A 24,674-nucleotide genomic window follows, 5' to 3' on the forward strand; every position below is an offset into this window, starting at 1 on the left:
ATCGAACCGTAGCGTCAAAACACTTGACGTTTACGTTAACGTCCGGATGATGGCAGACAACGATAAGGGTAGAGGAACAGGCCGATGTCGATTTTGTACGACGAGGGGCAGGAAGCGATCGCAATCGAGTCGCGCCGCGCGCTCGAGGCGCGGGTCAGCAAGGACGAACTGCTACCGTTGCTCGAACAGAGCGGGAAATATCACGAGGGCTTCTGGACCACCGCGAAAGAACAGGGCTGGACCGCCCTCGCCCTGCCCGGGGCCTATGGCGGACTGGAGCTGGGCCTGGTCGAACTCGGCCTGATTGCACATCAGGCCGGGCGCTCCTTGAGTGGCGCGCCCTTCCTGACCTCGAGCTTCGGCGCGGCAAAGGCCATCGAACTCTATGGCAACGACACGCAGAAGCAGCGCTGGCTGCCCGGACTGGCCAGCGGTGAGACGATCGGCGCGGTGGCCTTTGCGGCGGGGGCCGATCCGCTTCCGGATCGCCCTGCTCTCACGCTCACCGAAGATCGTATCGACGGCACCGCGCAGGGCGTTTCCGGCGGTCTCTATGCCCATGTCGCCGTGGTGTTCGCCAACGGACCCGGCATGCCCGTCCTCGCGCTCGTCGACCTCACGGGAATCGAACGCAAGGCGGTCGCCAGTTTCGATAACAGCCGATGCATCGCCGATATCGCCTTCGCCGGCGCGCAGGCCGAGACACTTGCCGTCGGCGAAGCGGCGCGCGCGGCTGCGCTTCATATCCTCGCTCTACAGGCAGTCGTCACCGCGCACGAACAAACCGGCGGCGCGGAAGCCCTGATGGAGATCGCGCGCGACTATGCCATCACGCGCAAGGCCTTCGGTCAGCCGATCGGCGCCTTCCAGTCGATCAAGCACCGGATTGCCGAGCTCTATGGTCTCGTCGAACTCGCGCGCGCCAATTGCATCCATGCCGCATCGCGCGAGGGCGCCGCCGATTTCATCACCGCGGCCGCAGCCGCGCGGCTGTCCGGGATCGAAGCCTATGACACCGCGGCGCGCGACTGCGTTCAGATCCACGGCGGCATCGGCGTGACCTGGGAGATCGGGCTGCATCTCCACATGCGCCGCGCCCGTACCCTCGCGCTCGAACAGGGCAGCAGTTTCTTCTGGGAAGATATACTCGTCGACCGTCTTGCAGGAGAAGTCGCATGAGCGATCTCGAAGCCTATCGCAGCAAAGCCGCAACCTGGTGCGAATCCGCGGTGCCGCAATTCGGCAAGGCGGCGCGCAAGGGCCTCACCGTCGAGCAGGATCTCGCACTCGGCCGCCGCTACCAGAGCGCGAAGTTCGACGCCGGCTTTGCGGGGATCAACTGGCCTACTGAGCTAGGTGGCCAAGGCCTCGGCCATATCGAGAAAATCACCTTTGAAGCCGAGGAAATGAAGCACGGCTTCCCCAACGTCTATTTCGGGATCTCACTCGGCATGCCGGTGCCGGTGCTGATGCAGTTCGGCAGCGACCGCGAGTTCGTGAAGGAACGCGTGATCAAGGCCCTGAAAGGTGAGGAAATCTGGTGCCAGCTCTTCTCCGAGCCCTCGGGCGGCACCGATCTTGCCGGCCTGCGCACCCGCGCAGAGACCGACGGCAACGGCTGGAGATCAACGGACAGAAGGTCTGGACCAGCTGGGCACAATATAGCGACTATGGCGTGATTGTCGTCCGCACCGACCCGGCAGTGGTGAAGCACAAGGGCCTCACCTATTTCTGGGTCGATATGAGGGCACCGGGCGTCACCGTTCGCCCGATCAAGCTTGCCGGCGGTGACAGCCACGTCAACGAGGTGTTCTTCGACGACGTAAAGATCAGTGACGATCACCGCATGTCGCCGGTCGGCGGCGGCTTCGGGGTCGCTTTGACGACTCTGATGATCGAACGCTATGTCGCGACCGACAGCGCCGGCTTCGGCCCGCATCTCGACCTGTTCGTCGATCTTGCGAAAGATCTGAAACTGAACGGCAAGCCGGCGATCGAGGACGGGCGCATTCGGCAGCAGATCGCGCGGAACTATGCGATGCGCGCCGGTCTCGACTCGATCAACCGCCGGGCGCGACTGATGATGCAGGCCGGCATGACCCCCGGCCCTGAGGGCTCGCTGAACAAGCTCGTCGCCGTCCGGTCGCGGCAGAAGTTGTCCGAGCTCGCGCTCGACCTGCAGGGCACCGACGCCTTCCTCTTCGACGAGCATCTCTCACCGAAGGATGACTGGGCATCGAGCTGGATCAACGCGCCGACGGGCCGCATCGCCGGCGGATCGGACGAGACGCTGCTCAACACCATTGCCGAACGCATCCTCGGCCTGCCGCAGGATCATCGCCCCGACAAGGGCGTCCCCTTCAACCAGATTCCCGCCTGAGGAGCCTCCCCATGAAATTCGATTCCAGTACAGCAGCCGTGATTACCGGTGGCGCTTCGGGTCTCGGCCGTGCAACCGCCGAAGCGCTTGCCGCTGCGGGCGTGAAGGTGACGATCTTCGACATCAACGACGCGCTTGGTGAGGAGGTCGCACAATCGATCGGCGGGCTGTTCGTCCATGTCGACATCACCGACGAGCAGTCGGTTCTCGACGGCTATGCTAAGGCACGCGCCGCACATGGTCAGGAGCGCATCTGCGTCCACTGCGCGATGACCTCGCGTCGCGGCAAGACGCTCGCGTTCGACAAGGAAACCGGCGGCTATCGCCGCACGCCCACGGCCGACTATGCCTTTGGCGTCGAGGGCATCCTGACCGCCAGCTACCGTGTCGCGTCGATTTCGGCCGAAGGCATGGCGACGCTTCCGGAGATGGAGGACGGCGAACGCGGCGCGATTGTGCTGACCGCCTCGGTCGCGGCGCAGGACGGGCAGATCGGTCAGGTCATCTATGGTTCGGCGAAAGCCGGGGTGAACGGCCTCGTCCTGCCGATGGCGCGCGACCTCATGGATCTGGGCATCCGCGTCAATTCGATCATGCCCGGTGTGTTCGGCACGCCGCTGCTCAACAATATGAATCCCAAGGTGAAGGAAAGCCTCGAAGCTTCGGTCCCCTTCCCCAAGCGCCTCGGCAAGGCAGAGGAATATGCCAGCCTAGCAATGGAAATGATCCGCAATACCTATTTCAACGGCCAAGCGGTCCGCCTCGACGGCGCAATTCGAATGGCTCCCCGCTGAACCACCCGACGCCTCCCTTTTCATTCCCTAAGCGATTTTCCTAGAATCCCACGAAAGGAACTCTCCATGGCCGAAGCCTATATCATCGACGCCGTCCGCACCCCGCGCGGAATCGGCAAGCCCGGCAAGGGCGCGCTGTCGCACCTGCACCCGCAACATCTCGCCGCGACCGTCCTCGGCGCGATCCGCGACCGCAACAACCTCGATACCGCGACCGTCGACGACATCGTCTGGTCGACCTCGTCGCAGAACGGCAAGCAGGGCGGCGACCTTGGCCGCATGGCGGCGCTTTCGGCGGGCTATGACATCAAGGCCAGCGGCACGACGCTCGATCGCTTCTGCGGCGGCGGCATCAGCGTCGTGAACTTCGCTGCTGCGACCGTCATGTCGGGCATGGAAGATTGCGTCATTGCCGGTGGCACCGAAATGATGAGCTACACCTCGGCCTACGCCGCGGAGCAGGCCAATGCCGGTCTGCCCCCGCGCCTTATGGGTTCTGGCCATGACGCGCTCGACGAACTGCACCCGCAGTCGAACCAGGGCGTTTGCGGCGACGCCATTGCGACCATCGAAGGCATCAGCCGCGAAGCGCTCGACGCGCTCGCCCTCGTCAGCCAGCAGCGTGCCGATCGGGCGATCAAGGAAGGCCGCTTCGACAAGTCGGTCGTGCCGGTTCTCAACACCGATGGAAGCGTCGCGCTCGACCGCGAGGAATTCCCGCGCCCCGAAACCACGGCCGAAGGCCTTGCCGCACTCAAGCCGAGCTTCGCGGCGCTTGCCGATTTCGACCTTGGCGAAGGCGTGACCTTCCGCAAGCAGATCAACCGCCGCTACCCCGATCTCGAAATCCAGCATTTCCACCATGCCGGCAACTCGTCGGGCGTCGTCGACGGCGCGGCCGCCGTCCTGCTGACGTCAAAGGAATATGCCGAAAAGAACGGCCTGAAGCCGCGCGCGCGCATCGTTGCCTATGCCAATATCGGCGACGATCCGACGCTGATGCTCAACGCCCCGGTTCCGGCGGCGAAGAAGGTGCTCGAAAAGGCGGGCCTCACCAAGGAAGACATCGACGTCTGGGAAATCAACGAGGCCTTCTCGGTCGTTGCAGAGAAGTTCATCCGCGACCTCGATCTGGACCGTGAAAAGGTCAACATCAACGGCGGCTCGATGGCGCTCGGTCACCCGATCGGCGCGACGGGTTCGATCCTGATCGGCACCGCGCTCGACGAACTTGAACGCTCGGGCGGCCGCTATGGTCTGGTCACCATGTGCGCCGCCGGCGGCATGGCGCCGGCGATCATCATCGAGCGTGTCTGACCAGTCAGCCTCAGAACGGCCCGCGCACGGCTATCGTCCGTGCCGGGCTGTAGAGATTGAGGAACATCGTCTTTCCGTCGGGCGCGAAGCACACGCCCGCGCATTTAGTCTGCGCGGTTACCCGGGCAAAGGGGTAGACCTCGCCCTCCGGCGTAACGCCGCGCAGCCAGTTATCGGGCTTCGCGCCGCGGCGATCCTCGCAAACGATGAGATCGCCGCCCGGCGCAATGGTCAGATTATCGCCGAAGCTGAAGTGGTCCGGATCTGTCGATTCAAGGAACAGCTGCAGCTGGCCGGGGACGCCCGCTTCGGCCGCCGTTCCTTCGGCGGGCGACGGGCGATAGCGCATGATCTGCCCGCGCCGCGCGGGGCCGCCCGAGGTGCAGGTGAAATAGATTTCACCGTCGCCCCCGTGGATCCCCTCGCCGCGGGCAAAGATCGCAGCACCGGCCCTGGCACCACGCTTGCGGAGGTCGTCGGCGGGGCTTTCGACATCGTCAAGGTCGATCCACCGCACGGCCGCCCAGCCACGCGCGGCAAAACGGCTGCCCGCCCAGTTGCGCGTATCGGCCGACTGCGCGGGGTCGACGAACGCCAGCGACTGCAGCCGCCCGCCCTTGTGCAGCGCACCCGCCTGGGCCGGGAGAAAGCGGTAGAAGAGGCTCTCGTGTCGGTCTTCGGTCATGTAGATCGCGCCGCTTTTCGGGTCGCAGACTGCGGCCTCGTGATTGAAGCGCCCCATCGCGCGGATCGGTTCCGCCGAGACCAGCTTGCCGGGGGCGACGGGCATTTCGAAGACCCAGCCATGGTCCTGCCCGATCTTGCCGCTGCGGCGCGAGACATCTTCTTCGCAGCTCAGCCAGCTGCCCCATGGCGTCAGGCCGCCCGAACAGTTGCGGATCGTCCCGACGAGCGAGAGATATTGTTCGTCGACCGCCAGCGTTTCGGGATCGAGGATGATGGTCGAAACACCGCCGGGAAGCGCTTCGCCGCCACCGCTGCGGTAACAGTCGAACGCCGCGGCATCACCGCTGGTGCCGACCGGGCAGGCGCCGTAATCGAGTTCGTCTGGCCCAAGTTCATGGTTGCGCATCAGGCACAGGCGGCCGTCGGCGAGCGTCGTGCAGTCCATGCCGTCGGCGCTGTTCGGAACCTTGCGGCCATCGCTCATCGTCTGACCGAATTGCGAAACAATCTTGTACGAAAAGCCCGGCGGCAGGTCGAGGATTCCGGCAGGATCGGGCACCGGCGCGCCATAACCGCGCCCTTCGGCAAGCATCGCGGCGGAGACGTGGCGACTGTGGAGCGCGAGGCCGGCGAATGCGGTCGCCATCAAGCCGCGGGCAAAGCTGCGGCGATCGAGCGCGATGGATTGCGGTTCCATGGTGGCCCGATACGGGCGTGCGGTGACATGGGGACTGCAAAAGTCTGACAGTTCGGGGACAGTTTGAATTTCGCTGGCACATTAGTGCAACATTTTTGGATGGCCCGCGGGGCCGATAGGGAGACGACAATATGGCAGGTCCGCTGCAAGGCATTCGCATCATCGAGTTCGCAGGGATCGGTCCGGGCCCTTATTGCGGCATGATGCTCGCCGACCATGGCGCCGAAGTGATCCGCATCGATCGCCCCGGCGGCTTCATGGACCCGCGCGATCCGTTGTCGCGGAACCGTAAATCGATCACGCTCGACATGAAGAACCCCGACGCCGTCGCGACCGCCCGCGACCTCTGCAAGAGTGCCGATGGCATCATCGAGGGCTATCGTCCGGGCGTCATGGAGCGGCTTGGCCTCGGCCCCGATATCCTGCTCGCCGACAACCCGAAGCTTGTTTACGGCCGCATGACCGGCTGGGGCCAGTTCGGCCCCTATTCGCAGGCGGCAGGTCACGACATCAATTATATCTCGCTGTCGGGCGTGCTCCACGGCATCGGCCGCGCGGGTGAGAAGCCCGTTCCGCCGGTCAATTATGTCGGCGATTTCGGAGGCGGCGGCATGATGCTCGCCTTCGGCATGGCGAGTGCGCTGCTCCACGCGGCAAAGACCGGCGAAGGCCAGGTGATCGACTGTGCGATGACCGACGGGTCGGCGCTGCTCGCTGGCATGACCTGGGGCTTCCTGGCGGCCGGGCGGCTCAAGGACGAAGCGGGCGTCAACATGCTCGACGGCGCGGCGCATTTCTATGACACCTATGTCTGTGCCGACGGCAAGTTCATCTCGATCGGATCGATCGAGCCGCAATTCTACGCACTGCTGCGTGAAAAGACCGGTCTCGACGCCGATGCCTCGTTCGATGCGCAGATGGACCCGTCGCAATGGGGACCGCTCAAGGACAAGCTGACCGCGCTGTTCGCTACGAAGACGCGCGACGAATGGTGCGCGATCATGGAAATGACCGACGTGTGCTTTGCGCCGGTGCTCTCGCTGACCGAAGCGCCGCAGCACCCGCATAATATTGAGCGCGAAACCTTCCTGACCGTCGGCGGCGTCACCCAGCCCGCCCCGGCGCCGCGCTATTCGGCAACGGTCAACGATATGCCCGTCCCCGCCCCGGCAGTGGGTGCCGATAGCGAGGCCGTCCTCGCCGAAATCGGCTATGATGCCGACCGGATCGCGGCCCTCCGCAGCGGCGGTGCTGTTCGCTGACGCACTTCGGCGACCGGACGCCAGCGTGCGTCCGGTCGCCATCCTTGGCTTGCAAGCATGGATCGCGAGGCATAGCCTGCCCGCGAATGAGGAGAGATTTTGATGGGTGAGTTTCTGAGTGTCGAGCGGCGGGGCAAGATCGCGATCCTGACGATGATCAAGCCCGAAAGCATGAATGCGATCGGCACCCACGCCGATTGCGACGATATCATCGACACGCTCGGCACCCTTGGCGAGGATCGCAGCATCAGCGCGATCATCCTGACCGGCAGCGGCAAGGCCTTCAGCGCCGGCGGCAACCTGAAAGGCATGCAGGATCGTACCGGCATCGGCGTGCTCGACCAGCCCGATTCAACCCGCGCCAATTACCGCCGCGGAGTCCAGGCGGTGATCCGCGCCCTGATGGACTGCGAAATTCCGATGATCGCCGCGGTTAACGGCCATGCCATCGGGCTCGGCGCCGATCTTGCCTGCACCTGCGACATCCGCATCGCCGCCGAGAGCGCGAAATTCGCGTGCAGCTTCATAAAGGTCGGGATCGTCCCCGGCGACGGTGGCGCCTGGCTCCTGCAAAAAATTCTCGGCTACCCTCGCGCCGCCGAACTGTTTCTGACCGGTGACCGCTTCGACGCGGCGCAGGCGAAGGAGTACGGCCTCGTTACCGAGGTCGTTCCCGACGCGGAGTTGCTCGACCGTGCCATCGCCATTGCCGAGCGCATCGTCTGCAATCCGCCGCGTGCGCTGCGGCTTACCAAGCGGCTGCTCCGCGAGGCACAGCACAGCCGGATGAGCGACATCCTTGAACTCAGCGCCGCCTATCAGGCGATCGTTCATGAAACCGCCGACAATCGCGAGGCGATCAACGCCTTCGTCGAAAAGCGTCCCCCCGTTTTTACAGGAGATTGATCATGCTCGCCGAGCGCGTCCTGCCTTTGTCGGGCATCCACAATTTTCGCGACTATGGCGGCTATGGCGTCGAGGGCGGCGGACGGCTGCGCGACAATATGCTGTGGCGATCGGCGCATCATGAGGCGGCGACCGACGAGGATCTGGTCGCGCTCGACGCACTCGGTCTCGATACGGTGATCGATCTGCGCGGCGACGACGAACGCGAGATGCATCCGTGCCGCCGGTCCGAGAATTTTGCGGGCCGCGTGCTGTTCGCCGGCGGCATCACCGCCGGGCTGGCGCCGCACCTGCAGGCGGCGGGCGGCGCCATCGACGGCGAGACGGCGCGGGCGCGGATGATCGATACCTATGCGGGCATGCCGTACCGCCCCGCGCTCGTCGCAACGCTGCGGCTCTATCTCGCCGCGCTCGCCGAATATGACACGCCCAGCCTCGTCCACTGCGTCGCCGGCAAGGACCGCACGGGCTTTGCCGTGGCGATCGTCCACCGGCTGCTCGGGGTGCATGAGGACGACCTGATGCAGGATTATCTGCTCACCAACACTGCCGGCAAGATCGAGGAACGGATCGAGCAAGGCGCCGCGCATATCCGGTCACGATATGGCGCGGAGATTCATGAGGATGCGATCCGCGCGCTGATGTCGGTCAACCCCGCCTATCTCGACGCCGCGCTGGCGACGGTGCGCCGCGATCATGGCGACATTCCGACCTATGCCGAGGCCGTACTCAATCTGACGCCGAAGATGCGCGACGCGATCGTCGACCGGCTGGTGATCTGAAGCGGGCCTATTCGCCCTTCACCAGCACCCCGCCCTTCACCACCGCATCGACGTCCTCCAGCTGGCGGACGTCGGTCAGCGGGTCGCCGTCGACAGCGATGATATCGGCGTAGCGGCCGACCGCGATAGCCCCGACGTCCTTCTCGCGCCCGAGCGCCTCGGCCGCATTACGCGTCGCGGCCTGGATCGCCTGCAGCGGCGTCATCCCATATTCGACCATCACGCGGAACTGCTTGCCGACCTCGCCATGCGGCATGACGCCAGCGTCCGATCCGAACACCATCCGGACGCCGGCCTTGGTGGCCTTCCGGAAATTGTCGCGCTGAATCTGCGCAATCTCGCGATCCTTGCGCAGATTATCCTCGAGCACGCCATTCTTCGCGCCCTCGGCCTGCGTATATTCGGTATTGTAGATATCCATCGAGAACCACACCGGCTGCTTGCGCGCCAGCGCCATGCGGATGCCTTCGTCGTCGACAAGGCTGACATGCTCGATCGTGTCGATCCCCGCCGCAATCGCGGCACGGATGCCCGCGGCACCATGCGCGTGCGCGGCGACGCGCAGGCCCCATTGGTGCGCTTCGTCGGCGATCGCACGGAGTTCGACCTCCGAGACCTGAAGCTGGCCGGGTTCGGTGTTGCGCGAGAAGACCCCGCCGGTCGCGCAGACCTTGATCACCTCGGCGCCATATTTGCGCTGACGGCGAACCTGATAGCGAAACTCCTCGGGATTGTCGGCTATCCCCTCTTCCTTCCCGTCCTTCTTTTCGAGGCTGGGCGGCAGAAAGGTGCTGTCGCAATGGCCGCCGGTCGCGCCGAGCGCATAGCCTGCGGGAACGATCCGAGGCCCGACGGCATAGCCCGCGTCGATCGCCTGCTTGAGTCCGATGTCGTTGCGGTCGGACGAACCGACATTGCGAACGGTCGTGAAACCCGCATCGAGCATGTCATGGGCATTTTTGACCGCCGTCATGCCCCAGAAGCTGTCGGTGAACTCCAGCCCGCGATAGCCCCCGATATCGGCGGGGCTGTCGAGATGGACGTGCATGTCGATCAGGCCGGGGAGCAGAGTCTTGTCGCCGAGATCGATATGCTTGACGTTCGATCCCCAGCGCACCGTGCGCGCGTCGGCGATGCCCGTGATGCGGCCCTCGGCATCGACAAAGATTGCCGGATAGTCGACCGTCCTGCCGGCCAGCACATCAACATAGCGCGCCGCGGTGATTACCGTCTGCTGCGACATATCCGCGGCCCACGCCGGTGCCGTCGATACGGCGAAAGCCGCGATCGAGCCGAAGGCGATTCCCCGCAGAAAACCGCCGAACTTCACTCTGGATTGCATATAGCGCCCTGCCCCTTGCGATAACCCGCGATGGTGATGGCAAAGCGCGGCTTTTTAGGACAGCGAAAAATCGCGTCAAACAGCCTTGCGGCCAAAGCCGCCGGGGCGCGGCGTCACCGGGTCGAGGTCGCCCCCGGCCAGATCGGATGCGATCGGCGGCGGCGATGCGCTATCGCGGTTCTGCATATAGTTGGCGAAGGCGGCGTCGGCGTCGAAGCCCTGCGTATCGCCCGACAGTTCGCCCATCTTTTCGCTGCGCGATCCCGGTACCCGATCGGTGCCGGAAACGGCGCGAAGCAGTTTGATGATGAGCGGCAGCGCGAAGATCAGTCCGACGATCGACAGGCCCATGACGGTGGGGCCGAGACCGATCATCGCGATCCCCTCGGCCGAATTGCCGCCGACACCCATGAAATACCAGAGCATCCAGCCGATATAGACCAGCGGGACAAGCCCGCCGATGATTCCCAGCACCCCGCCGATCGAAAGCCGCATCGCAAAACCCCTGCTTCGCGGCGAAGTTTAGCGCGGAGAGCTTACGATTCCCTTAGTCCCGCGCGAGGCCCACCAGACGCCGAGCAGCGCGAAGGCGGTACCAAGCATCGTCCCGCCGACGATGTCGCTCGCCCAATGAACGCCGAGCATGATGCGCGAGAAGCCGTTGAGGACGATCATCGTCGCGGCGAGTGCCCAGGCCAGCGCCCGCCAGCGCGGCGAGGCAAGCCACGCGAGCAGCAGATAGACCACGGCCGCGCTCGTCGCATGGCCGCTGGGATAGGATGCGCTGTTCACATGGTCGAGATGCTCGATGATATCGGGCCGTGCGCGATCAAAGGCGAATTTCAGCGCATTGGACGCGAGGTTCGACAAAAGCGCCGCGCCCGCCAGCGCGATCCCGCAGCGCCGCCCGCACCAGTGCCAGACCAGCACCGCGAACAGGATGCAGATGATCCACCGCGGCGTGCCGCCGCCGATCCAGCTGACGCCCTGCATGAAGGCGATCAGCCCCGGACTGCTTTGCCCGACGCGGAGCGAGAGCGCGTTCGACACATGAAGATCGGCCGCGACCAGCCAGCCGGCGCTGACGATCACGCCGAGCACAACGACCGCGAAGACGAGGATCGCGGACCAGATGAGCAGACTGCGCTTCATCGTCAGATGTGCAGCGGCCGTCCGAATGCCGCCAGCACGCCCTCATGCATCGTCTCGCTCAAGGTCGGATGCGGGAAGACGGTGCCGATGAAATCATCCTCGACCAGCTCGGCGGTCTTGCCGATCGTATAGCCCTGGATCAGCTCGGTGACCTCAGCGCCGATCATGTGCGCGCCAAGCAGTTCGCCGGTTTTGGCATCGAAGATGGTCTTGGTGAACCCCTCGGATTCGCCGAGCGCGATCGCCTTGCCGTTGCCGATGAAGGGGAAGGTGCCGGCCTTGACCTCGTAACCGAGTTCCTTCGCCTTCGCCTCGGTCAGACCGACGCTCGCGATCTGCGGGCGGCAATAGGTGCAGCCGGGGATGTTGCGCGGGTCCATCGCGTGCGGGTGGCCTCCGGCAATCGCCTCGACCGAGATGATCGATTCGTGCATCGCCTTGTGCGCGAGCCACGGCGGCGCGGTGACGTCGCCGATTGCCCACAGGCCGGGGACGTTGGTGCGGCACATCGCGTCGGTGTCGATATGGCCCTTGGTCGTCTTCACACCGAGCGTCTCGAGGCCGATATTCTCCGTGTTCGGAACGATGCCGATGGCGACGATGGCGTGGCTGAATTCGGCACTTTCGACCTTGCCGTCCTTGGTCTTTATCTTCGCGGTCACGCCGCTCGCGGTCGCTTTCAGTTCCTCGACCCCGGCACCGGTGTAGATCGTCATGCCCTGCTTCTTGAGCGCCTTTTCGAGGAAGGCCGAGACGTCGGCATCCTCGACGGGGACGAGGCGGTCGAGCATTTCGACCACCGTCACTTCGGCACCCATATCCTTGTAGAAGCTCGCAAACTCGATCCCGATCGCGCCCGATCCGATGACGAGCAATTTCTTCGGCATTTCGGGCGGGACGAGCGCGTGGCGGTAGGTCCAGATGCGTTTGCCGTCGGCGGGCGCGAACGGCAGGTCGCGCGCGCGGGCGCCGGTCGCGACGATGATATTCTTCGCGGTCAGGGTCTCGGTCCCCTTCTCGCCCTTCACTTCCAGCTTGCCGGGGGCGGTCAGCTTGCCCTCGCCCATATGGACGGTGATCTTGTGCTTCTTCATCAGGAAGGCGACGCCTTGACTAAGCTGTTTCGCGACCCCGCGGCTGCGCTTCACCACCGCATCAATGTCGGCGCTGATCTGCGCGGCGATCAGCCCGTAATCGCCCGCATGCTGCATGTAGTGATAGATTTCCGCCGAACGCAGCAGCGCCTTGGTCGGGATGCAGCCCCAGTTGAGGCAGATGCCGCCAAGATTTTCGCGCTCGACGATCGCGGTCTTGAGCCCGAGCTGCGCCGCGCGGATCGCCGCGACATAGCCGCCGGGGCCCGAGCCGAGGACGATGAGGTCGTAGTTGGTGTCAACCAAGGTCTGCTCCATTTTCAATCCCCTCTCCCATTTAGGGAGAGGGAGGGGCCCATTGCGCAGCAATGGGAGGGTGAGGGTCCGAGAGCGCGGCGAGGATCGCCGTCAAAACACCGGACAGGTTTCCAGTCACTTCATTGTTCCAGACGCGAAGTACGCGATATCCCTTGCCGTTCAGGAAGGTATCCCGGGCCGCGTCGCTTTCCGAGTCCGCATGCTGTGATCCATCGACCTCGACGATCAGGCGCTGTTCCTGACAGACGAAATCGGCAATGAACGGACCGATCGGCTGCTGCTTGCGAAATTTGAAGCCGCCGAGGCGGCGATCGCGCAAGGCACCCCAAAGCTTCTTTTCCTGATCGGTGAGCGCATGTCGCAGGCTTTTGGCGCGTGCCAGCGTCAGCTGCGAATAGCCTGCCGTCATACCCTCACCCTCCCACGCGCTGGCGCGCGCGGGTCCCTCCCTCTCCCTTGAAGGGAGAGGGGTTCGTCACGCCACCAGCCCCAGCGGGTTCTCCACCAGTTCCTTGAAGGTCTTCATCAGCAGCGCGCCGTCCGCGCCGTCGATCGCGCGGTGGTCGAAGCTGCCGGTCGCCGACATGACGGTCGCGATCGCGAGCGCGTCATCGACGACATAAGGCCGCTTCTCTCCCGCACCGATCGCCATGATCATGCCCTGCGGCGGGTTGATCACGGCGGTGAACTGCTTGATCCCCATCATGCCCATATTCGAGATCGAGGCGGTGCCGCCCTGATATTCGCTCGGCTGGAGCTTGCCTTCCTTCGCCTTCGCGGCGAGCTCGGCCATTTCGGTCGAGATTTTCGACATCGACTTGCCGCCCGCGTCGGTGATGATCGGGGTGATCAGGCCGCCGGGGATGCTCACCGCGACCGAAATGTCGGCGCGCTTGTAGAAGCGCATCACGTCGCCGCCGAAGCTGACATTGCACTGTGGCACGCGTTCGAGCGCGACCGCGAGTGCCTTGATCAGCATGTCGTTGACGCTGAGCTTGACGCCGCGGCTTTCGAGGCTGGCATTGAGCTCGCCGCGCAGCTTGAGTAGCGCGTCGAGGCGGATGTCGACGGTCAGGTAGATGTGCGGAGATTCCTGCATCGACTGGGTCAGGCGGCGCGCGATCGTCTTGCGCATGCCCGACTGCTTTTCATCCTCGTGCGGAATACCGAAATCGGGGATCGGACCGGCGGCGGCCGGAGCCGGCGCGGCTGCGGAAGCCGCGGCGGGAGCGGAAGCCGAGGTCGCGGGGGCTGCTGCAGCGGCGGGAGCGGCGACGCCAGCGGCCGCCCCTTCCAGATCGTCCTTGACGATGCGCCCGCCGGGACCGCTGCCCTTGATCGTCGAGAGATCGATGCCCTTTTCCGCCGCGATGCGCTTCGCCAGCGGGCTCGCCTTGATGCGGTCGCCCGAAGCCGCGGGCGCTGCGGCAGCAGGCGCGGGTGCCGGTGCGGGCGTCGGCGCAGCTTCGGCCTTTGCTGCGGGAGCCGGGGCAGCCGCGGGTGCAGGTGCCGGAGCGGGGGCCGGCGCGGCCTTCGCGCTCGATGCGTCCTCGCCTTCGGCCGCGATCACAGCAATCACGGTGCCGACCTTCACGCCGTCGGTGCCTTCGGCGACCAGAATCTGGCTGATCACGCCATCGTCGATTGCTTCGAACTCCATCGTCGCCTTGTCGGTCTCGATCTCGGCGAGCAGGTCGCCCGATTTTACCGCGTCCCCTTCCTTCACCAGCCATTTGGCGAGCGTCCCTTCCTCCATCGTCGGGGAAAGGGCGGGCATCTTGAGTTCGATCGACATCGTGGCTTTTGTCCCTCTTGATCCTGGGCGTGAGTCTTGCAGGCGAGGCCTGCCGCTACGGATTGTTCCTCGCCATAAGCCTTGCACCGGTCAAGGTCCAGCGGGGCAAACTTGCCTTTCATACGAATGTGACGCACTCTCCATTCACGAAAAGCATAGCGAGGGTCGGGGCGATGCGGACGTATCTGGTGGTGATCGATGACAGTCCGGAGGCCAGCCTTGCGCTGCGCTTCGCGGCGCGCCGCGCGGCGCGGACGGGGGGCAGCGTCGCGGTGCTTGCGATCATTCCGCCACAGGATTTCGTGGCATTCGGGGGGGTGCAGGCGACGATCGAGGCCGAGGCGCGCGAGCATGCCGAGCAGCTGATCGCCGCCGCCGTCGATACGGTCATGCAGGAAACCGGCCTTGCGGCGCTGACGACGATCAAGTCGGGAAAACCCGCCGAAGCGGTGCGCGAGGCCATCGGCGAGAATGACGAGGTCGCGGCGCTGGTGCTGGCAACGGCGCCTAGCGGTCCGCCGGGACCGCTAGTCACGCATTTCACCGGACAGGATGCGGGAACCCTCCCCTGCCCGGTGATGCTGGTGCCGGGCGGCATCGACATCGCCCGGCTCGACGCGCTGAGCTAGGCTGTCGCAAGACGCGGCGCCGCGCCCTTCCATTCGAGGATTGCGAAGGCCAGAACGCCGAGCGCCTGCGCGACAACGACCGCAAGGCCGATCCCCGTCATCTGGCTGACAAAGGCCGCAGCCACAGCAAGGCTTGCGGCTACCCAGCCGAGATTTCCGATCGCGATCAGCTTGACCAGCGCCGGGTTCGGAACCGTCTGAGCGGCGGCGGCAAACATCGGCAGCGCGGCAGCGAGGCATATCCATGCCCCGGCGGATACGACCCCGACCGGCAGTCCGAGCAGAACGGCCACCGGATCGACAGCGAAGAGGCCGAGCGCAAGGACTCCGGCGCAAGTGATGGCATCGGCGATGAGAATGGTCTTTAGATTGATGATCGGCATAAGGGTTCTCCTTTCAGGCCCCACCCGAATGAACCGCGAAAGGAATGGCGTCGATTACGCCGGAGGTAATGGAAATCGGAAAAGCGCTCGGCTAGCCAGCGGAAGAAGGAGATGTCGGATGCAGACGGTGCCCTTGGGCGAGCAGCTTCGCGAATGGCGCACGCGCCGCCGGATGAGCCAGATGGACCTTGCGCTCGACACCGACATGTCGACACGCCACCTGAGCTTTATCGAGACCGGGCGGTCGAAGCCGAGCGCGGCGATGCTGCAACGAATCGCCGATTGCCTGGACGTGCCGCACCGCGCGCGTAACGCGCTGCTTATCGCGGCCGGCTACGCACCCGATTATCAGGAACGCGCGCTCGACAGCGCCGAAATGGCGGGAATGCGCGCGATCGTCGAGCATGTGCTGAAAGGGCACGAGCCTTACCCTGCGCTTGCGGTCGACCGGCACTGGAACATGGTTGCGGCGAACGACGCCATCGCCATCCTGATCGAACAGGTGTCGCCCGCGCTGCTGGCGCCGCCGGCAAACGTCCTACGCATCGCGCTGCACCCCGACGGGCTGGCACCGCAGATCGTCAACTACGCGATGTGGCGCGCGCACATTCTGCACCGGCTCGATCTGCAGATCGAGGCGAGCGCCGACCCGCATCTCGCGGCGCTGCGCGAGGAGATTGCTGGCTATGCGGTCGAAGCCAATGATAACGAAGCGGGACCGGTGAACAGCATAGCGGTGCCGCTGATACTCGATACAATCGCGGGGCGGATCAGCTTCGTCTCGACCGTCACGATCTTCGGCACGCCGGTCGACATCACGCTGTCCGAATTGGCAATCGAGGCCTTTTTTCCCGCAGATACGGAGAGCGCGGCGCTGTTGCGGAAGCTGGCGGACTAGCGCTTACGCCCCTGATGCCGGATGTTCGATGGCCGGCCGCGCTTGCCGACAACATGCTTCCCCGCCTTCTTCAGTCCGTCGCGGCGCGGCGGGCGGGTGCGGAAACCGCCCTCGGGCGCGTCGGGCAGCTCGAAGCGGAGCGCGCCGCTGATCGGGTTTGCCTCCATCAGGCGCAGGTCGAGCCGCTGGCCGATCGAATAGCTGACGCGTCCATGCTCGCTGTCGAGCGTGCGCGCCGCCTCGTCATAGAAGAAGCGCTCGCTGCCAAGCGTCGATACCGGCACGAGCCCGTCGCCGCCGAGGCCATCGACCGTCGCGAAGAAACCGAAGGGCTGAACCCCGGTGATCCGCGCGGGCACAATCTCGCCGGTCTTGGTCGCGAGATAGGCCGCCACATAGCGGTCGACCGTTTCGCGCTCGGCCTCCATCGCGCGGCGTTCGAGCGCGCTGATCGCTTCGCCGATGCGTGAAAGCCCCTTGCGGTCGGTTTCCCCCAGTCCGGTTCGCTCGGGAAGCCCCTTCGGCTTGCCCGGCACTTCGAGACGGTAGCTGTCGACCAGCGCGCGGTGGACAATCAGGTCGGCGTAGCGGCGGATCGGCGAGGTAAAATGCGCGTAACTACCCAGCGCGAGGCCGAAATGCCCCGAATTGGCAGGGCCGTAATAGGCCTGTGTCTGGCTGCGCAGGATCGCTTCCATCAACTGCGGCAGGCGATCGTCGCCCGAAAAACCGTCGATCAGCCGGTTGAACACCGCGGGCGTGATCACCTGCCCCAGCGTGAAGCTCTGCTCGAAGGTTTCGAGATAGTCTTTCAGGCTGACGAGCTTCTCGCGGCTCGGCGGCTCGTGGATTCGGTACATCACGGGCGATTTTTTCGCCTCGAGCGCTTTCGCGGCCGCGACGTTCGCCGCGATCATATAATCCTCGATCAGCCGCATCGAATCGAGCCGCTCGCGAACGCGGATTTCGGCGATATTGCCCATCTCGTCGAGCCGCACCTGCCGTTCGGGCAGATCGAGATCGAGCGGTGCGCGGGCAGCGCGCGCCTTGGCAAGCAAGGCCCAGCAACCCCAGAGATTCTTGAGCGTGGGCAGCACATCGGCATCCCAGCCCTCATCGGGCGTATCGGCGTCATAGGCCGCCTGCGCCCGTTCATAGGCGATATTCGCGCGTAGCCGGACCAGCGCGCGCGTGAAGCGCCATGACGTCACCTTGCCATGCTTGTCGATGGTCAGATGACACGCCATCGCGGCACGGTCCTGCCCCGCCTTCAGCGAGCACACGCCCGCCGACAGCGTCTCGGGCAGCATCGGCACGACCTGATCGGGGAAATAGACGCTGTTGCCGCGGCGCCGCGCCTCACGGTCGAGCGCACCATCGGCGCGGACATAATAGCTGACATCGGCGATCGCGACGATCGCCTTCCACCCGCCCGTGTTCTTCTCGTCCTCGTCGGGGATCGCCCAAACCGCATCGTCATGGTCGCGCGCATCGATCGGGTCGATCGCGACGATCGGCAGATCGCGCAGGTCTTCGCGGCCATCGGGGGTGAGCGGGAGTTTCGCCGCGCGTTCGGCCTCGTCCAGTGTCTCTTCGTGGAAGACATGCGGGATTTCGTGCTTGGCGATCGCGATCATACTGAGCGAACGCGGCGCGAAGGGATCGCCGATCACATCGATAACGCGCGCCTTGGTCGCAGGGCCGCGCCCCGAAAGTTCGGCGCGCACCAGATCGCCGATATGCGCATCGCCCATGTCGGACACCGCAAAGTCAAAGCGCGCGCGCTTGTCGGCGGGCCGCAGCCAGGTCATCGGCTTGCCGCCCGGCCCGGTGTCGGTAACGAGCACGCCGATGATCGTTTCGCCGCCCGCCTGCAGCTTCTTCATCGGATGCGCGACATGGCCGCTACCACGCTCCTCGGTCCGCGACAGGATGCGGTCGCCGATGCCGAGCGCGCCCTTGCGGCCCTTTTCCATGACGCGCAGGCGCGGTGGCGGCCCTGCGCCTTCCCAGCGATCGGGCACCGCCCACACGGCATCGCCCTCGATCGCCGCAACACGCAGCACCGTCACCTTCGGCAGCCCGCCATGCTTATGGAAGGCGCGCCCGGGCGCCATGTCGACGAGGCCTTCGTCGGTCATGTCCTTGAGCAGCGCCTTCAGCGCAATCTTGTCGGCGCCGTGGAGCCCGAAATGCTTGGCGATCTCGCGTTTGCCGACCGCCCCGGAGCTCTCCTGAATGAAGCGTAGAATCTGCTCGCTCGTCGGAAGCCCGGCGGGTTGCGGCCGTTTCGGTCCTTTGGCCAATTAGTAGGTCCGTCCGATGAGGACACGCTCGACCGCCGGCTCACCGGTGAAGAAACAGACGCCGTCGGCGGGTGCCGCGTCGAGCGGGGTGTTGCGCATCGTGAGCTTGAGCGCCTTGAGCTGCTCGACGATCTTGTCCAGCGCCGCGCCGGTCGGGCGCGACCATTGAACCTCGACCCAGCCGACGAACTTGTCGTCGCCCGCAAAATGGGCTTTCAGATCCGTTACATCGCGGCGGATGTTGGCATGAAGCCTCTCTTTCGCCTCGGCATGAAGGCTCGCCTGGATGTCCTGCAGCGTCGCGACCGCACTCGCCACGAACTCTTCCTTCGCAACGAATGCCGTGTCGAGCTTGCCACTCTCCTGATAGAGGCGGTCGCGGCGGATCACCGCGACATTGCCGCCGGCGACATCGCGCGGACCGATCTCGACGATAATCGGCGCCCCCTTCTTGACCCAGCCCCAGCGTTTGGTCTGCGCCTTGTTCGCGCTCGCATCGAGCAGCACGCGCACGGGCTCGCGGAAGGCATCGAGCGCCTTCAGCTTCGTTTCGAGATCGCGGCAATAATCGAGGATCGCGGCGTCTTCGTCATTGTCGCGCAGCATCGGCACGATGACGATCTGGTGCGGCGCGATGCGCGGCGGGCAGCGCAGGCCGTCATCGTCACCATGCGTCATGATGACGCCGCCGATCATGCGCGTCGAGGTGCCCCAGCTTGTCGTGTGACAGAGGCTGTGGCCGCCTTCCTTGTCCTGATAGCGGATCCCTGCGGCCTCGGCGAAGCCGGTGCCCAGATAATGCGAGGTGCCGGCCTGCAGCGCCTTGCCGTCCTGCATCATCGCCTCGATCGAATAGGTCGCGACGGCGCCGGGAAACCGTTCATTCTCCGGCTTTTCGCCCGCGATGACGGGCATCGCCAGAACATCCTCGGCGAAACTGCGGTACATTTCGAGCGCGCGCAGCGTTTCCTGCATCGCGTCGTCGCGGTCGGCGTGCGCGGTATGGCCTTCCTGCCAGAGGAATTCGCTGGTGCGCAGGAACATGCGCGTACGCATTTCCCAGCGCACGACATTGGCCCACTGATTGACCATCAGCGGCAGGTCGCGCCAGCTCTGGACCCAGCGGCTCATCGCCGATCCGATCACCGTTTCCGAGGTCGGGCGGACGATCAGCGGCTCTTCCAGCTTCGCCTCGGGATCGGGAACGAGCTTGCCCTTGCCGTCCGCGATCAGACGGTGGTGCGTGACGACCGCCATTTCCTTCGCGAAGCCATCGACATGATCGGCTTCCTTCTCGAAGAAGCTCAAGGGAATGAAGAGCGGGAAGTAGGCATTCTGGACGCCAGCATCCTTTATCGCGGCGTCCATGACCTTCTGGATGCGTTCCCAGATGCCATAGCCCCACGGCTTGATCACCATGCAGCCGCGCACCCCCGATTCCTCGGCAAGGTCGGCTTCGGCAATGACATCCTGATACCAGGCCGCGAAATCGGCCTGACGGGTTACGCTGAGCGCATGCTTGATCATCTGTCCTGTTTTCTGTGCTTTGGAGCCGGGCGCCGGCTCCCGATTATTTCTTTGCGAGCTCGGCCTTGAGCTCGACGATTTCGGCTTTGAGCGCCGCGATCTCCGCGTCTTTCGACTTGTTTCCCACCGCGCCTGGCATGAAAGCACTGGTCGCCTGCTGGAACATCTCCAGATTGCGGCGCGTCATCTCGGCCAACGGGTTCGATCCCAATGCGCCTTCTAGCGCGGTACGGATGTCCTGCTGGTTCTTTCGAAAGGTCGCCATCGAGGCTTCCAGATACTGCGGGACCGCCGATTGCATCTTGTCGCCGTAGAGACCGATCAGCTGGCGCAGGAAATTCACCGGAAGCAGCGTCTCGCCCTTGGTTTCGGTGTCCATGATGATCTGCGTCAGGACATTGTGCGTAATGTCGTCGCCGCTCTTCGCATCGACGACGCGAAAATCGCGACCGTCGCGAACCATCGCACCCAGATCGTCGAGCGTGATGTAGCAGCTACGCTCGGTATCATAGAGCCGCCGGTTCGCATATTTCTTGATGGTAACGGTCTCGCCGTCCGCGGCCGTTTTCGACTTCGCCATGCTGACCTTTGCTCCTCTGTCCCATGGCAAAGGCAACCCCGCCACGACCTGCCATCCTGTAATGCCCCGGCAATAGCACCAAATCATGATGCATCGCAACATGCGCTCCGGCGGACGCGGAACAAGGGCGATTCGCCGCTGGCACCTCGCAATGGGGGTCTGGTGATCGCGGTGACGCCAAGCCGCCAGCGGCTATCCGTCGTGACCGACGGGCAAGCGCCGGTTCATTCGCGTTACGCAATTTCGTTACAACAGAAACCACTGTTCTGCATCTTTTGACAAGGCTCAGAGGGCCCGGAGTCAAATCATGTCGCGTCCATGAAATAGTCGACAAGCGCCCGCCCGACACCGCCTGTTGCAAAAATGGCACAGGATCATCGTGCTGACCCCTAGTTGCAAGAAATTCGCCATCTGGGGCTTGTGTCGCCGAAATTTTCCGTCTTTCTATCCCCTAAGCCGTCCTTTCATTTCCTTGGGCGGTAAACGGGGAAACACATCATGACAAAGACTAGCCTGCTAGTGCGGGGCTCTGCCCTGACTCTTGCATTGTTCAGTGCCATGCCCGCCATGGCGCAAGACGATACGGCTGCGGCCGACGAAACCGTCGATGCAGCATCGCAGGGCACCATCGTCGTTACGGGTTCGCGCATCCGTCGTCCGAACCTCGAATCGACCGTGCCCGTCACAACGATCACCGGCGAACAATTCTTCCAGCAAGCCGACACCAATATCGGTGACGCGCTGAACGACCTGCCGCAGCTCCGCAGCACCTTCGCCCAGCAGAACCCGGGTCTCGGTATCGGCATCGCCGGCCTCAACCTGCTCGACCTTCGCGGTCTCGGCACGGCCCGCACGCTGGTGCTGGTCAACGGCCGTCGCCACGTTCCGGCCGACATCCTGAACAACGCCGTCTCGCCCGACATCAACACGATCCCGAACGATCTGATCGAACGCGTTGACATCGTCACGGGCAGCCAGTCGGCGACCTACGGTTCGGACGCAATTGCCGGCGTGGTGAACTTCGTTCTCCGTCGCGATTATGACGGTGTCCAGATCCGTGGCCAGGTCGGTGCTTCCGACGCAGGCTTCGGCGGCAACCAGTTCGTTTCGGCCATGGCCGGCAAGAACTTCTCGGAAGGCCGTGGCAACATCACCATTCACGGTGAATATGCCCGCCAGTCGCGCGTTTTCGCTTCGGACATCCCGGCCCTGCGTAGCCAGGACGGCCTGCTCGTCGTCGATGTCGACACCGCCGGTCTTCCGAACGGCAGCGACGGCTTCCCCGATCGCGCCTTCTTCCGCGACATCCGCAGCGCCAGCATCCACCGCAACGGCCTGGTTCCGATCACGCAGTCGGCGGCGAACCCGCTTTGCGGCCGCGGCATCGGTTCGACCAACGGTGCACCCGGCCTCGGCTCGGGCTCGAGCGTCGGCACGCCCTACAACTGCACGTACCTCTTCAGCGACGCAGGTGCTCTGACGCCGCAGACCGGTACGCGCCTGGGTCAGGGCATCATCGGCGGCATCGTCGGCGGCAACGGCCAGTCGGGTCGCGAAGGCAAGCTGCTTTCGGTCTTCCCGTTCACCGAACGCTACAACTTCAACCTGCTTGCGCACTTTGAAGTCAGCGAAGCCTTCGAACCGTTCATCGAAGCCAAGTGGAACCGCGTGAACGCGCTCGGCAACAACGCCGGTCCGTCGTTCATCCAGGGCACCTTCGGCCAGTTCGACTTCCGTGAACGTACCCGCCTCGACAACCCGTTCCTGACGCTGAACGATCCGACGGCACGCACCCAGATCGCCAACGCGATCCTGGCTTCGGGTTGTAACACCAGCCTGACGCTCGCCTGTAACGTTCCCGGCATCGCCAGCACGCTGACCCGTACCTCGCGTACCGACGGCAACGGCACGCAGGGCATCGGCGGTCCGCTGGACGCTTCGGACATCGCGGCGATCAATGCGGGCACGTACCGCTTCGTCACCGCGCGCACGCTGCTCGACGCGGGCATCCGCGACGAGAAGTTCCAGCGCGACACCTATCGTGTCGTCGTTGGTGCTCGCGGCACGTTCAACGATGACTGGAGCTACGAAGTTTCGGCCAACTACGGCAAGTTCAAGCAGGACGTTACGACGTACGGCTTCCTTGACCGCCAGAAGTTCATGCTGTCGCTCGACGCCGGCCGCAACCCGGTCACGGGTGCGATCCAGTGCCGTTCGCAGTTCGACCCGACGGCAGCCGTTGCTTTCGCCGGTGGCGCCTCGCGTCTGGCAGCCGACGTTGCGGCTTGCGTACCGTACAACCCGTTCGGTGGCACCGACAACAGCGCAGCTGTGAAGTATTTCAGCTATAACGCGCACACCAAGGCCAGCCTTGAGCAGCTCGACTTCTCGGGCTTCGTCAGCGGCGACCTCAGCGGTCTGTTCGAACTGCCCGGCGGTCCGATCAGCTTCGCAATCGGTGCAGAATATCGCCGCGAACAGGCGCGTTACCAGGACGACGATTATGTCGAATCGGGCGCAACCAACGCGGTCGTGATCGGCGAATTCGACCCCGACAAGTTCGAAGTGAAGGAAGCCTTTGCGGAAATCCGTATCCCGCTTCTGAAGGACATGCCCTTTGCCCATGAGCTGAGCCTCTCGGGTGCAGGTCGCGTTTCGGACTACACGGGTGCGGTTGGCACGGTCTGGACCTACAACGTCGGCGGCGACTATGCGCCCTTCCCCGACCTGCGCTTCCGCGCCGGTTACGGTAAGGCCGTTCGCGCTCCGAACGTTTCGGAAACGGGCTTCCCGGCTGTCGAGAACTTTGCTCCGGGCTTCCTTGATCCCTGCGCATCGGCCAACATCGCAAACAACCCCAACCGTCAGGCGAACTGCCAGGCGGATCTGGGTTCGCTGCTCGCCGGACTTCCGAACGTTGCCTACTCGCTGCCGATCGTCAGCGGCAGCAACCCGAACCTGAAGCCGGAAGTCTCGAAGTCGCTCACCGTTGGTGCCGTCTTCCAGCCGAGCTTCATCCGTGGCTTCTCGCTGAGTGTCGACTACTACGACATCAAGGTGAACGGCGTGATCGTGTCGCTTACGGCGCAGGCGATCGCGAATGGTTGCTACGACCAGCCGACCCTGAACAACCCGCTCTGCTCGGTGTTCAGCCGCTGGCGTGGTCCGGGCCTCAGCCCGGGTGGTCAGCAGCCGGGTCAGATCCTCGAGAACTCGCTGGTTTCGGCTCCGGTCAACTTCGCGAAGCGCGTCCGCCGCGGTATCGACGTCAACGCGTCGTACAACACGCGTCTGGGCGAAGACACGAAGCTGTCGACGAGCCTGATCTATGTGCATGGCCTCAAGTCGAGCAACTTCGAAAACCCGTCGCTGCCTGACTTCGAGAACCGCATCCTGAGCGAACTCGGCGATCCGAAGAACGAACTGCGTCTCGATGCAGACCTGTCGGTGAAGAACTTCACGTTCGGCTACCGCATGCGCTACATCGGCCCGATGTTCGTGAACGCCTATGAAGACTTCAGCGAACTTCCGTCGGCTTGCTCGACGGCTGGTTGCCCGCCGGTCAACGCCGACTATGCGGACGTCCGTAAGTTCTCGAGCGTCTTCTACCACGATCTGCGCTTCACGTTCGATCTGGACACGACTGGCTTTGCCAAGAGCTTCCAGTTCTACGCAGGCGTCGACAACGTGCTCAATCGCAAGCCGCCTCTCGGCAGCACGGCGACGGGTGCGGGTAGTGCAATCTACGACATCCGCGGTCGCGCTTTCTACGCTGGTGCTCGCGCCCGCTTCTGATAGTGAGACTATCGCGATAATGGGGGGCCG

At 64.3% G+C, this 24,674-nt stretch carries 22 protein-coding genes; 11 read left to right on the forward strand and 11 right to left on the reverse strand.

The window, feature by feature from the left end; translation table 11 throughout:
* Positions 1-84: 84 nt before the first annotated feature.
* From ACQY80_RS17050 to ACQY80_RS17070, 5 genes are all read left to right on the forward strand, one after another.
* Positions 85-1,179 (forward strand): acyl-CoA dehydrogenase family protein, encoded by a 1,095-nt coding sequence (locus tag ACQY80_RS17050; RefSeq protein WP_428681978.1) that lies wholly within the window; start codon positions 85-87, stop codon positions 1,177-1,179.
* Positions 1,176-1,679: an acyl-CoA dehydrogenase family protein gene (locus ACQY80_RS17055; RefSeq protein ID WP_428681980.1), complete on the forward strand. Its 504-nt coding sequence runs from the start codon at positions 1,176-1,178 to the stop codon at positions 1,677-1,679. Before ACQY80_RS17050 ends, ACQY80_RS17055 begins: the two co-directional genes overlap by 4 nt.
* Entirely contained in the window at positions 1,625-2,380 is a 756-nt protein-coding gene (locus ACQY80_RS17060; RefSeq protein WP_428685917.1) for an acyl-CoA dehydrogenase family protein, read from the forward strand. Before ACQY80_RS17055 ends, ACQY80_RS17060 begins: the two co-directional genes overlap by 55 nt.
* Before the next feature lie 11 nt (positions 2,381-2,391).
* Positions 2,392-3,174, forward strand: coding sequence for an SDR family NAD(P)-dependent oxidoreductase (locus tag ACQY80_RS17065; RefSeq protein WP_428681982.1), 783 nt, complete (start codon positions 2,392-2,394; stop codon positions 3,172-3,174).
* Between the two features lie 66 nt (positions 3,175-3,240).
* A complete protein-coding gene (locus tag ACQY80_RS17070; protein ID WP_428681984.1) occupies positions 3,241-4,491 on the forward strand; it encodes an acetyl-CoA C-acetyltransferase in 1,251 nt (416 codons plus the stop codon).
* A 10-nt stretch (positions 4,492-4,501) separates the two neighbouring features.
* Here the strand turns inward: ACQY80_RS17070 and ACQY80_RS17075 are convergent, their stop codons facing one another.
* The gene (locus tag ACQY80_RS17075) at positions 4,502-5,875 is read right to left on the reverse strand and encodes an alkaline phosphatase PhoX (RefSeq protein WP_428681986.1); all 1,374 of its coding nucleotides are present in this window, start codon (positions 5,873-5,875) and stop codon (positions 4,502-4,504) included.
* A 131-nt stretch (positions 5,876-6,006) separates the two neighbouring features.
* Between ACQY80_RS17075 and ACQY80_RS17080 the strand changes: the two genes are divergently transcribed.
* The 3 genes from ACQY80_RS17080 to ACQY80_RS17090 all read left to right on the forward strand — a co-directional run bounded on the left by ACQY80_RS17080 (position 6,007) and on the right by ACQY80_RS17090 (position 8,825).
* A complete protein-coding gene (locus ACQY80_RS17080; RefSeq protein WP_428681988.1) occupies positions 6,007-7,137 on the forward strand; it encodes a CaiB/BaiF CoA transferase family protein in 1,131 nt (376 codons plus the stop codon).
* Between the two features lie 102 nt (positions 7,138-7,239).
* Entirely contained in the window at positions 7,240-8,043 is an 804-nt protein-coding gene (locus ACQY80_RS17085) for a crotonase/enoyl-CoA hydratase family protein (RefSeq protein ID WP_428681990.1), read from the forward strand.
* Between the two features lie 2 nt (positions 8,044-8,045).
* Positions 8,046-8,825, forward strand: coding sequence for a tyrosine-protein phosphatase (locus tag ACQY80_RS17090; protein WP_428681992.1), 780 nt, complete (start codon positions 8,046-8,048; stop codon positions 8,823-8,825).
* A gap of 7 nt (positions 8,826-8,832) precedes the next feature.
* Here the strand turns inward: ACQY80_RS17090 and ACQY80_RS17095 are convergent, their stop codons facing one another.
* The 6 genes from ACQY80_RS17095 to ACQY80_RS17120 form a co-directional block, all read right to left on the reverse strand.
* Complete coding sequence (locus ACQY80_RS17095; RefSeq protein ID WP_428681994.1) at positions 8,833-10,167, reverse strand: amidohydrolase family protein; 1,335 nt, start codon at positions 10,165-10,167, stop codon at positions 8,833-8,835.
* Positions 10,168-10,242: 75 nt separating this feature from the next.
* The gene (locus ACQY80_RS17100) at positions 10,243-10,662 is read right to left on the reverse strand and encodes a hypothetical protein (protein WP_428682000.1); all 420 of its coding nucleotides are present in this window, start codon (positions 10,660-10,662) and stop codon (positions 10,243-10,245) included.
* 27 nt (positions 10,663-10,689) lie between these two features.
* Positions 10,690-11,319 carry a phosphatase PAP2 family protein gene (locus ACQY80_RS17105; protein ID WP_428682002.1) on the reverse strand — a complete coding sequence of 210 codons (630 nt, stop codon included), beginning with the start codon at positions 11,317-11,319 and terminating at the stop codon, positions 10,690-10,692.
* A 2-nt stretch (positions 11,320-11,321) separates the two neighbouring features.
* Entirely contained in the window at positions 11,322-12,719 is a 1,398-nt protein-coding gene (gene lpdA / locus ACQY80_RS17110; protein WP_428682004.1) for a dihydrolipoyl dehydrogenase, read from the reverse strand.
* A 31-nt stretch (positions 12,720-12,750) separates the two neighbouring features.
* Positions 12,751-13,140 carry an endonuclease domain-containing protein gene (locus ACQY80_RS17115; RefSeq protein WP_428682006.1) on the reverse strand — a complete coding sequence of 130 codons (390 nt, stop codon included), beginning with the start codon at positions 13,138-13,140 and terminating at the stop codon, positions 12,751-12,753.
* A gap of 66 nt (positions 13,141-13,206) precedes the next feature.
* Positions 13,207-14,526: a pyruvate dehydrogenase complex dihydrolipoamide acetyltransferase gene (locus tag ACQY80_RS17120; protein ID WP_428682008.1), complete on the reverse strand. Its 1,320-nt coding sequence runs from the start codon at positions 14,524-14,526 to the stop codon at positions 13,207-13,209.
* A gap of 173 nt (positions 14,527-14,699) precedes the next feature.
* Here ACQY80_RS17120 and ACQY80_RS17125 point away from each other — a divergent pair, with 173 nt between their 5' ends.
* The gene (locus tag ACQY80_RS17125) at positions 14,700-15,155 is read left to right on the forward strand and encodes a universal stress protein (RefSeq protein WP_428682010.1); all 456 of its coding nucleotides are present in this window, start codon (positions 14,700-14,702) and stop codon (positions 15,153-15,155) included.
* Here the strand turns inward: ACQY80_RS17125 and ACQY80_RS17130 are convergent.
* Positions 15,152-15,538 carry a hypothetical protein gene (locus ACQY80_RS17130; RefSeq protein ID WP_428682012.1) on the reverse strand — a complete coding sequence of 129 codons (387 nt, stop codon included), beginning with the start codon at positions 15,536-15,538 and terminating at the stop codon, positions 15,152-15,154. The genes ACQY80_RS17125 and ACQY80_RS17130 overlap by 4 nt on opposite strands.
* Positions 15,539-15,656: 118 nt before the next feature.
* Between ACQY80_RS17130 and ACQY80_RS17135 the strand changes: the two genes are divergently transcribed.
* Positions 15,657-16,436, forward strand: a complete 780-nt coding sequence (locus ACQY80_RS17135) for a helix-turn-helix domain-containing protein (RefSeq protein WP_428682014.1) — start codon at positions 15,657-15,659, stop codon at positions 16,434-16,436.
* Here the strand turns inward: ACQY80_RS17135 and ACQY80_RS17140 are convergent.
* Genes ACQY80_RS17140 through phaR form a run of 3 tightly spaced genes read right to left on the reverse strand, consistent with a single transcriptional unit; the run spans position 16,433 to position 20,849 of the window.
* Positions 16,433-18,742, reverse strand: coding sequence for a ribonuclease R family protein (locus ACQY80_RS17140; RefSeq protein ID WP_428682016.1), 2,310 nt, complete (start codon positions 18,740-18,742; stop codon positions 16,433-16,435). The genes ACQY80_RS17135 and ACQY80_RS17140 overlap by 4 nt on opposite strands.
* Positions 18,743-20,269, reverse strand: coding sequence for a proline--tRNA ligase (gene proS, locus ACQY80_RS17145; protein ID WP_428682018.1), 1,527 nt, complete (start codon positions 20,267-20,269; stop codon positions 18,743-18,745).
* A gap of 43 nt (positions 20,270-20,312) precedes the next feature.
* Complete coding sequence (phaR, locus tag ACQY80_RS17150) at positions 20,313-20,849, reverse strand: polyhydroxyalkanoate synthesis repressor PhaR (RefSeq protein WP_428682020.1); 537 nt, start codon at positions 20,847-20,849, stop codon at positions 20,313-20,315.
* A 498-nt stretch (positions 20,850-21,347) separates the two neighbouring features.
* On the opposite strand from phaR, the gene ACQY80_RS17155 reads away from it, so the two are divergent.
* Positions 21,348-24,644 (forward strand): TonB-dependent receptor domain-containing protein, encoded by a 3,297-nt coding sequence (locus ACQY80_RS17155; protein WP_428682022.1) that lies wholly within the window; start codon positions 21,348-21,350, stop codon positions 24,642-24,644.
* Positions 24,645-24,674 lie beyond the last annotated feature (30 nt).

Origin of the sequence: Sphingopyxis sp., assembly GCF_965279755.1 — a bacterium.
Classification (GTDB): Bacteria; Pseudomonadota; Alphaproteobacteria; order Sphingomonadales; family Sphingomonadaceae; genus Sphingopyxis.